The organism is Mesorhizobium sp. ORS 3428, assembly GCF_001854785.1.
Taxonomy (GTDB): Bacteria; Pseudomonadota; Alphaproteobacteria; order Rhizobiales; family Rhizobiaceae; genus Mesorhizobium.
Map to the genome: position 1 here is coordinate 1 of NZ_MDFL01000011.1, position 10,112 is coordinate 10,112.

8 protein-coding genes and 2 pseudogenes are annotated in these 10,112 nt (G+C 58.6%); 9 read left to right on the top strand and 1 reads right to left on the bottom strand.

Annotation, left to right across the window (positions count from 1 at the left end; all coding sequences use genetic code 11):
• The 9 genes and pseudogenes from nodS to ORS3428_RS03790 form a co-directional block, all read left to right on the top strand.
• The coding region (nodS, locus tag ORS3428_RS03755) for a nodulation methyltransferase NodS (protein WP_201788289.1) at positions 1 to 623 on the top strand (623 nt) is incomplete at its 5' end.
• A gap of 13 nt (positions 624 to 636) precedes the next feature.
• A complete protein-coding gene (gene nodU / locus ORS3428_RS03760; protein ID WP_071094708.1) occupies positions 637 to 2,349 on the top strand; it encodes a nodulation protein NodU in 1,713 nt (570 codons plus the stop codon).
• Positions 2,350 to 2,360: 11 nt separating this feature from the next.
• Complete coding sequence (nodI, locus tag ORS3428_RS03765) at positions 2,361 to 3,269, top strand: nodulation factor ABC transporter ATP-binding protein NodI (RefSeq protein WP_071094710.1); 909 nt, start codon at positions 2,361 to 2,363, stop codon at positions 3,267 to 3,269.
• Between the two features lie 3 nt (positions 3,270 to 3,272).
• A complete protein-coding gene (locus tag ORS3428_RS03770; RefSeq protein WP_071094712.1) occupies positions 3,273 to 4,061 on the top strand; it encodes an ABC transporter permease in 789 nt (262 codons plus the stop codon).
• Between the two features lie 209 nt (positions 4,062 to 4,270).
• Positions 4,271 to 5,065: a sulfotransferase gene (locus ORS3428_RS03775; RefSeq protein WP_071094714.1), complete on the top strand. Its 795-nt coding sequence runs from the start codon at positions 4,271 to 4,273 to the stop codon at positions 5,063 to 5,065.
• 254 nt (positions 5,066 to 5,319) lie between these two features.
• Positions 5,320 to 5,606: pseudogene (locus ORS3428_RS33825) on the top strand (glutamine--fructose-6-phosphate transaminase (isomerizing)); the annotation flags it as partial.
• Positions 5,607 to 5,711: 105 nt separating this feature from the next.
• Positions 5,712 to 6,461, top strand: coding sequence for an aspartate/glutamate racemase family protein (locus ORS3428_RS33185; RefSeq protein ID WP_157895916.1), 750 nt, complete (start codon positions 5,712 to 5,714; stop codon positions 6,459 to 6,461).
• 332 nt (positions 6,462 to 6,793) lie between these two features.
• Positions 6,794 to 7,168: a hypothetical protein gene (locus tag ORS3428_RS33830; protein WP_244507844.1), complete on the top strand. Its 375-nt coding sequence runs from the start codon at positions 6,794 to 6,796 to the stop codon at positions 7,166 to 7,168.
• Between the two features lie 21 nt (positions 7,169 to 7,189).
• A pseudogene (locus ORS3428_RS03790) lies at positions 7,190 to 7,813 on the top strand (IS630 family transposase); the annotation flags it as partial.
• A 54-nt stretch (positions 7,814 to 7,867) separates the two neighbouring features.
• Here the strand turns inward: ORS3428_RS03790 and ORS3428_RS31075 are convergent.
• Positions 7,868 to 9,868: a class I tRNA ligase family protein gene (locus ORS3428_RS31075; protein ID WP_083354976.1), complete on the bottom strand. Its 2,001-nt coding sequence runs from the start codon at positions 9,866 to 9,868 to the stop codon at positions 7,868 to 7,870.
• Positions 9,869 to 10,112: the final 244 nt, after the last annotated feature.

A 10,112-nucleotide genomic window follows, 5' to 3' on the forward strand; every position in this document is an offset into this window, starting at 1 on the left:
TGGACAATAATTATCGATTGTTGGATCGGGAATTGGCCGCAGACGATCCGTGGCTGCTCGATGCCAATCCGTTCGAACGGGAGCGTCACACGCAAATGCTGCGGCTGTCGCTTTTGCATGGATCCATCACAAATGCACTTGAAGTCGGGTGTGCGGCAGGCGCGTTCACGGCAAGGCTAGCGCCCCATTGCCAACGCCTTACAGTAATCGATGTCGTGCCGCGCGCGATTAATCGAACGCGCAGACGGATGAAGGAGCTACCGCACATCACCTGGGTCGTCTCTGATGTTCAACAGTTCTCGACTGAGGAACCGTTCGATCTGATCGTCGTGGCGGAGGTTCTGTACTACCTCAATGGCATAGCCGAGATGCGCGCTGCCATCCGCAACCTTGCGCGGATGCTTGCGCCAGGGGGGCACCTGGTATTCGGATCGGCGCGTGATGCCACTTGCCGGCGCTGGGGTCACGCCGCTGGTGCCGAAACTGTCATGGCAATGCTGAACGAGACTTTGATCGCTGTCGATCTTCTGCAGTGCCAGGGCGACACCCCCAACCAAGACTGCTTGCTCGCCCGTTTTCGGAGTCCGGTTCGGCCTCCGGATTTGTCGAATTGCCTGCGTTAGACGAGGAAGCATTATGCGCATTTGTGGTATCAAGCTGACCCATGACGGGGCGGTCGCCCTTGTCGAGGACGGACAACTCGTGTTTTGCATTGAACAGGAGAAGCGGGACAATAACCGACGATATCAAGCCATCGACCATCTGGAGTCAGTTGTCTCCGCCCTGGCGGAGCACGGTCTGGATCCGCGGGACGTAGATCAGTTCGTTATCGACGGCTGGGACGGCGACTTGGAGTCGCAGTTCCGGGTCCTTAGCGAGGCGGGTCCGATCACTCTCAAAGGCGCGCCCTACGTCGAACGCCATGCCGAGGGCCTCCTCACTTCGCTCGACGGCTCCGGCCTGATGCTCGATGGCCGGCTTTTCTCTTATAGAAGCTACCCGCATGTTACCGGCCATGTGACCTCGGCGTACTGCACCAGCCCTTTCGCCAAAACCGGACAGCCCGCATTCTGTTTGGTCTGGGACGGGTGCATCTTTCCACGCCTCTATTATGTTGAACGCCGCGGCGCCCGGTTCCTGGAATGCCTATTCCCAGTGATAGGCCATATTTACGCGGCTGCGGGCCATCACTTCGGGCCCTATAAGCGGGCGGGTCGCGGCGACTGGGATCTCGGTGTTGCCGGCAAGCTGATGGCCTACATCGCACTCGGGTCGGTCGATGAAGACATCGTGGCAGYGTTTCAGGAACTCTACCAGGAGCGCTTTGCGGGCGACACAGAGCTAGCCAGCCATTACCGTGCGGATATCAACAGCGCGGAGGCTTTGCTTGCGCGCGTGCATGACTTCTTCGAAGCCAGTGCGCTCCGACTGAGGGACCAGRCACCCGAAGATGTGCTTGCATCCTTTCATCTTTTTCTCGAGCGTCTCCTTGTCAGCGAAATGGCAACCGCTGTGGAGCGGCACGCACAYCTTTCGGGAGCGCGAAATTTATGCATCGCCGGCGGCTGCGGTCTCAACATTAAATGGAATAGTGCCTTACGTGAGGCGGKTCTCTTCGATGCTGTGTGGGTGCCGCCATTTCCGAATGACAGCGGCTCGGCAATCGGTGCCGCTTGCAGCGCAATGGTTGTGCAAGATGGCTTCGTTCCTCTGGATTGGTCGGTTTACAGCGGCCCGGCCTTGCTAGAGGGCCAACTGCCTTCCGGATGGGACTCCGAACCGTGCAGTATGCGAGAACTCGCTTCCATTCTCGCCGGCAATAAGCCCGTCATTTTCCTTACTGGGCGCGCCGAGCTCGGACCACGGGCACTGGGTGGCAGAAGCATTCTCGCGGCCGCGACTTCGCCCGAAATGAAGGATTATCTCAACGACGTCAAACTTCGCGAACACTTCCGCCCCGTGGCGCCGATCTGCCTTGAGGACCGCGCGCCGGAAATATTCAGCCCCGGAACGCCGGATCCTTACATGTTGTTCGACCATCAGACGCGGGCGGAATGGCGGGACAAAGTCCCCGCTGTCGTGCATCTCGACGGTTCCGCGCGACTGCAGACCATTTCCAGAACCTCTGAGCACAAGGTGGCCGAGCTACTCATCGAATATGAAAAGCTCACGGGCATTCCGCTGCTTTGCAATACGAGTGCCAACCACCATGGACGCGGGTTCTTTCCGGGTGCCGCCGCAGCCTGCGACTGGGGACGAATTGAACACATATGGTCCGATGGTGTGCTGTTGACCAAAATTCCCGAAACTGAACTATCGCCGGGCGACGGCACCCTTAAGCTGGTTTGAGTGCGGGACCCATGGTGGCAATCGACTTTGTCGGTGTGACRAAATCATATGGCAAAAGGGTCGTTGTCGACGGCATGTCATTCACCGTTGCTCCCGGAGAGTGCTTAGGGCTGCTGGGGCCGAACGGCGCGGGCAAAAGCACGATTACACGGTTGCTCCTCGGTATGGCAACGCCTGACGCAGGCAAGATCACGGTGTTCGGAGTGCCAGTGCCGGCACGTGCCCGTTTGGCACGTGCACGCATCGGCGTGGTCCCGCAGTTCGACAACCTTGATCATAGGTTCACGGTACGTGAAAACTTACTGGTGTTCGGGCGATACTTTGGCATGAGCAAACGCGAGGTCGAAGCGGTCAGCCCATCGCTGCTCGAGTTCGCCCGCCTCGAGAACAAGGCGGATGCGCGCGTCGCCGAACTGTCCGGCGGCATGAAGCGACGCCTGACGCTAGCCCGTGCGCTGATTAATGACCCGCAACTCTTGGTCATGGACGAGCCGACTACTGGCCTCGATCCACAGGCGCGCCACCTGATCTGGGAACGCCTGCGTTCCTTGTTGACGCGGGGAAAAACGATACTTTTGACCACTCACTTCATGGAGGAGGCCGAGCGGTTGTGCGATCGGCTGTGTGTGGTCGAGCAGGGGCGCAAGATCGCCGAAGGGCGACCGCACGCGTTGATTGACGAGCAGATCGGCTGCCAGGTGGTCGAAGTCTATGGCGGCAATCCACATGAACTGAGATCGCTGGTCAAGYCGTACGCGCAACGCATCGAGCGGAGCGGCGAAACTCTCTTTTGCTATGCGCCCGATCCCGAGCAGCTGCTCACGCAGCTGCGTGGGGTTGCTGGTCTGCGCCTTTTGCAGCGTCCGCCGAACCTCGAGGATGTCTTCTTGCGGCTGACCGGGCGCGAGATGAAGGACTGAACAATGACCGAAGGTTATATGGCCGTTATGCCCGCCAATGGCTGGAATTGGGTTGCAGTGTGGCGCCGCAATTATTTGGCTTGGAAGAAAATTGCCCTTGCGGCGGTTCTCGGAAATCTCGCTGAGCCGATGATCTCGTTGTTCGCGCTCGGCTTCGGCCTCGGGATAATGATAGGTCGTGTTGAAGGCACTTCGTACGTAGCTTTTCTGGCGGCTGGCATGGCCGCGGTAAGCGCGATGACCTCGGCGACCTACGAAACGATCTACTCGACATTTGCTCGCATGGGAGGCGAACGCACCTGGGAAGCGATGCTATGCACTCAGCTCACGCTCGGCGACATCGTACTTGGTGAACTAGCCTGGGCCGGCACCAAGTCTCTTCTGGCCGGTACGGCGATTACGCTAGTTGCTGCCATGCTTGGCTATGCCGCGTGGCCATCCCTTCTCTACGCGCTTCCAATCATCGCCCTAACTGGGCTTGCTTTCGCAAGTCTAGCCATGATCGTCACGGCGCTTGCGCCCAACTACGACTGCCTCGTATTTTACCAAACGCTTGTTCTCACGCCTATGCTATTCCTGTCCGGGGCCGTCTTTCCGGTCAGCCAAATGCCAAGCGCATTTCAGCAGGTATCGTCCCTCTTGCCTCTGGCTCACTCGGTCGACCTGATCCGCTCAGTCATGCTTGGCCGCCCGGCTGAAAGCCTCGGCCTGMACATTACGACACTTTGCGTCTACGCGGTTTTGCCGTTTTTCTTGTCGGCGGCGCTGTTGCGTCGGCGCCTGATGCGCTGACGCTGCGGCGTCGGTGCCGAGGCTTGGCACTCGCCCCTGTCAGCCCAGACCGTTGTGTTGTCCCTTCGATTGTACGGTTTGCTAGAGTGCGAGCTTAATCCGACCGCAGCGAACATCCTTGGCGAGACAGTGTCGAAGATAGCAATCAGGCATCTCGTCCGAAGCGCCACCCAAACTGCCGCGACTAATGCTGGTTAGGAACACACRCAATGACTAATAGCCACATACCGCCGCCTGCGCCATTCGTAATCCTGGCCATGCCAAGAACTGGCACRCACTACCTGGAAGAATTGCTGAACGCGCATCCGAATGTGTTGAGCAACGGTGAGCTGCTCAATCCATATGCCACCACTTGGCCTGACAAGCACCGTCTGCTTCGCAGCGATCGAGAGCTGCTTGAACTTGCCTACTCGCGCCATCCCTCGCGGACCGACAAGAAGGTGACRCATGTCGGCTGCAAGATCAATGAACCTCAGTTTCATGATCGTCCGGGCTTTTTTGCCGAGCTGACCCGTTGGCCAGACCTCAAAGTCATCCTCGTGGTTCGGGAAAATACGTTGGAATCGCTACGGTCGCTTGTACAAGCGAGACAAACGCACCAATGGCTGAAGTTCAGGGCGGACAATGACGCTCCGCCGCCGCGAGTTAGATTATCGACCGCCGACTGCGAGGCATACTTCAAGGCTGCCGACGATTTCCACGCTCGGGTCGCACGATCCTTCACGAAAAGCAATATGCTTGAGATCGAGTACGAGTGCCTTCTGCGCGAACCTGGCACATGCTTGGCAGCGATTTGGGATTTCCTAGGCGTCCCGGCGCTGCGATTTTCCAGTACGGGGACGCTTCAGCGCCAGGAAACGCGACCACTAGAGCAAACGATTGAGAATTTTCAGGAGTTGCRCCGCCACTTCGCGCACGGACCTTACACGAGATTCTTTGAGGTCTGCGAGGGAGAAAGGGCAGTGGGCAATCAGCTGGCAACCGAGGTTATCGAAAACGACTAACATTCTGTCAGCATGGCCCCTTTGCGCATCGTTATTACCACGGACGGCATCTTCATTGATGATCCGCCGACGAGAGCCTACGCCGCGAGGCCTTCTCCTCAGTACTGCGCCTATCTCTTAGTCGTTCCTTTTTCAGTGCAGCGAGCGACCTCAACCAATGTGTGGGGATCATTGGGCAAGCCCCAGTTGCGCCACTTACCGCCTATGCCTTCCGCAACGATCGAATCTGCTGGTGCGAGCTTCGGCAGCCGGTCGTCAACCATGGTCGAGGGGAAATGTTCCTCGGCTCGGACGCGATCGCGCTGGCGCCATGCGCCGGTTCGATATCTCAAGGATGGCGATTGGGCCATCGTGCGCCGCAATCAGGCGCAGATCTTCGATCGACGGCAACCCAGTCGAACGGCAACGACAGCAGTCGATAGACACGAGTCTTCTCGTCAAAAAGGGGGGTAACCATCGGCACTTCATGGAGAAGGAGATCCATGAACAGCCGGAGGTGATCTCCCATGCACTCGCGCACCACCTTGACTTGGGCCTCAGGGGCTTGACGCAAGTTCGACGACTGGGTCCACTGCACAGACCGCTCTGCAAGGTCATGTGCGTACAAAGCTGTGGCTCAGGCGGTCTGCATCTCGTGGAGACCAGAATGATAGGTGTTCTTGGCGGTATGGGTCCTTTGGCGACCATCGATCTAATGCAGAAAATCATCATCATGTTGACGCGTGCGGCAACCGATCAAGAGCATATCCCCGTCGTGGCCTATTCTGACCCCACGATACCGGATCGACGGGCGGCCCTGTTTGACCCTTCGCAACAGTCACCTCTGCCCAAAATGATCGCTGGTCTTAAAGGTCTAGAACGCTCGGGGGCGGAATACATAGTCATTGCCTGCAACACCGCGCATCACTGGATTCCCATATTAACTGATGCAACTAAGCTGCCTATCCTGCACATCGCTGATGCGGTTTGTGCAGCCTTATCCATCAGGGCACGGCCGGGGACGAAGGTCGGAATACTTGCCACGAACGCTACGCTGTTTTCCGGATTTTACGACACCAGGCTAAGGCAGCACGGCTTTATACCGGTTCGTCTCACCCACGAGGAAATATCCACGTTGGAGCAGTCCGCCATCGCATTGGTCAAACGGGGTGAAATCGAAGCGGCGCGCCCGTTTGTGCGTGACGCTGTGAACGCACTGCACTCCAAAGGTATCGAGGTAGTCATATTAGCGTGCACTGAATTGCCGCTGGCAATTCCGCGGGATGTCTCCCGGTCAATGACTTATATCGACGCGACCGAATGTCTGGCCCAGTCCGCAATTAACTGGTATCGCGATCGCCGGTCGCTACTGTCCTCCCAAACCAACGTTGCCGACGCATCGCGTGGGCGTCGTTGAGATGTTCAGATATTGCGTCCGATGTTCATGAACTTTCCCGGGGGCGCTTCACGGATCATCTCAGGAGCCATCCCCTCTGATCTCGGCGACCACATCGCCGTTCCAATGTCATAGCGCGAAAGCCATGCGGAGAACGGCAACGTGGCGCACGGCCAAGCGCTCGCGCAGCGCGGGTACGACCTGCGGACAAACAACGCGAACGCGGTGCACGCGCTGTCCCACGCCATGTACGAAGGGGCGCGTCGGAGGACGCCGAGAAGCTGATCGCAGATTGGCTGCCTCGCTACGACCGCACTGGCAYCCTCCACGGCCACATTGCCTGGCACGCGGCGTTGGGCGCGCTGGAGCGCGGCGATTCTGAGCGAGCACTTGCCATCTACACGGACAGTATCCAACCGTCGGTGACGGCCGGAATTCCGATCAACGTGATTAGCGATACCGCCTCATTTCTCTGGCGACTCCAAGCCTACGGCCACACAACACCGGCGGGACTGTGGGAGGCCGTCGCAACCTACTCAGAGGAATATTTCCAGAAGCCCGGCTTCACCTTCGCGGATGTCCACATGGCCCTTATAGCGGCAGCGGTCCGCGACTGGGCCGCGGTCGAGCAGCGCGTTGATGTGGTTGACGGGCTTGATCAAAGCAGGAACCCTGACGGCAGGGCCAGTCGTGCCAGCGATCTGCCGGGCTGGCTTGTCTTTCGCTGAAGAGGATTATGCCGGCTGCGTCCGGGCCAGGATGCCCATATTGTCGAGGAATTCAAAAAAACTGGCCACGCACGCTGAAGGCGCATCTTTGCGACCTGTCGCCGCGCACGAAGGTGGAAGGTGGAGCTTTGGTTCCAGGATGAAGCCCGCATCGGCCAGAAGAACGGCATCGTGCGGCAATGGGCAAGGCGCGGCACCCGACCCCGCCAGCCGGCCGATCAGCGCTACAAGAGTGCGTATCTGTTTGGCGCGATTTGCCCGGCGCGCTGCGCCGGGGCCGCTCTGGCTCTGCCTTTTGCCGACACCGAGGCCATGCAACGCCATATTGACGAGATCAGCCGCCATGTTGAAAAGGGCGCACACGCTGTGCTCGTCATGGATCGTGCCGGATGGCACACCACCGCCAATCTCAGGATGCCGAAAAACATGACGGCGATCTTCCTGCCCTCGCGCTCCCCGGAACTGAACCCGGTCGAAAACGTCTGGCAATATCTGCGGCAGAATTGGCTCTCAAACCGCGTCTTCGACGACTACGACGCCACCATCGACGCCGCTTGCGAGGCTTGGCAGAAGCTCCTCGCTGCGCCCGAAACCATCACATCAATCGGAATGCGGCAGTGGGCGCACGTCGGTCACACTCCATGACTCTTGGTATGAGCTGGTCCGAGATGCCGATATTCTACGATTCGCGGTCTTGCCTCAGCCAGACGCCGCGGAACGTAGAGGCACCGCGCGCCGTACTGGCTCGGCCATCCAGTCGCGGTCTAACCAACTGAGCTTGGGGATTCCCAGCCCAAGACTCCCTGCGATGCGGACGGCGAAATCAGGTATGAGCGGGTAGGCCGCGACACAGAGTCCGACAAGCGCGAAGGTCACTGCGCGTGCCGCAGTCCGGTCAAGCGCCTCATTTTCCTTCGCTGCAGCTGGAACGTGCAGCACTGAACATGAATAGYGGTCGATTGCGTCGACGAACGCCTCGATTGCATGTGTCAGCTGACGTACGTCCGGGTAATCCGCTTCGAAGCGCGCTCGCACTTCTGCGGTGAAGCGTCTGYACTCCGCCAGGAACRCAATATCGGTGGCTGACCACTGGCCGGGAAAAGGGAGCTCGTCAGTTGCGACCCGCTCGATGACCTGGTTTGCCTTCCCGGTCGACCTTAACAGCCGTCYGTCCCAGAAATTCCGTTTCCAGCTTTCGTAAGAACTCAGCGAGAAGTCCTCAACAGAACCGTCCGGGCGCCRGCGACACAAGTAGAAGCGAAGCGGCTCGCCGGTTTCTTTTGCAGTGATATCGTTCACCCAGATTGCGTGATTTCGTGATGTTGAGAACTTCTTCCCATCGAGAGTGAGCATCTGATWTACGAAGATCCGTCGAGGGAGYATCTCATGCAGATCAAGCGCCGAAAGTACGCCGGGAATGACCAACAAGCGTCCGAAGGCGTTGTCCGCCCCGAAAAGAATGTTCAGCTCCGGCATCTCCTCCCGCGGAATTTGGTACCACAAGGCAGGGTATCCGCTCTTTTCCCTTATCATTTCCAAGGCAAGCAAGTGCCGAGGCACGTGTTCGATGGTGATGTTGAACCGCTGACTCTCAAATCCTGGGATTGGAATGCGGATTCCCTCTCGGTTTGGGTTAGAGATGCAGACTTCCGGAAGCCCCCGGCTCAGCCAAGATTCGATGTAGTGCTTGGCGTAAATGGGTAGGAAGGACCGCGAGGCGAAGGATTCGAGCGCGTCATGCATTGGAGCGAGGTTCAGGAAAAGGCGCTTCAGGGGGCGACGTTCCAGGGAACGCCCCTCGAGATCAACCGGATCCTGAAGTTCGGCATCGAGGACCAGCGCGCCGCAATCCTCGCATTCATGGCCGGAAGCATAGCCGCCGCAATAGGGACATTTGCCGTGGACGAAGGCGTCGACCCTGAAGCGCCCGCTTTCGACGTCATATGGGACCAAATGCTCTTTTTCAGCGATCAGCCCCTTGCTACAAAGTCGCTTGAAGACTTCGAGAACGACCGCCTTGCCGCGGCGGTCTGGCTCTGTCCCAAGGAAAATATCCGGGACAGCGTTGAGCCGGTCCAGAGCCTCCTGGAAAGAAACCGTATTTTTCTCCGCGAGTTGGTAGTATTCCAGTCCTGCAGCGTCGGCCGCAATTGCAATGTGCTCAAGATGTCCGTGCGTGCCCTGCAGCACGAAGGCCTCTCGGTCGCCTGTCTCAGCAATTCGGCGCAACACATCCGCGTGGAGGAACGGCCCTGAGGCATGACCTATGTGCATGGGGCCATTCGGGGTAAGCATGGCGGGAACCAGCAACAACGGTCTGTCTTTTGCTGTCGGTTCCTTCGTGGAAATCGCCTCTTCGAACGCTGCGCGGCTGTGCCACCACACCGTCTGCATAACTGCACCGCTGTCCAAAGCCTCAATTCTGTGCCTGCGCAGCGGGTCGATCCTAATGCTCTCTCCGCCAAGCAGCAGGAAGGTCTTTTCATCCAGGTGAATTCGAACGCCGCCAGAGATCACTGTCCAGAATTCGACTTCCCCGTGGTTGTGACGGCAAGTGGTCGCGCCTGAACTGAACTTCAACAGACGTACCGAAACGTTACCCCCTTCTGGGAAGGGATCATGCCTGACGATACCGCTATCAATCGAGATAGGGACCGCACGTGCTTCATTTTTGAGATCTATTATTTGCGGATAGATCATTCGTTCCACTCTCGAATTTTGGGGGGCATTCAGCTGGCGACATATCTGGGCGGTCCGCAGGGGTTGAAAGCACGCGCGTGTCTTGCAGCGCCTTCGCCACGACCGCCGCCCGCTCGGCCAGACCGCCGAGCGTGTGCTCCGTTGGGCCCCGGAGGCCAAAAGAGTGGTTCATGAGGAAAACGCGAGGTCGCGGACCGGAGCGGCGCAATGCCGTCTGACCGAGATCCACTTCAAACGACTCGTC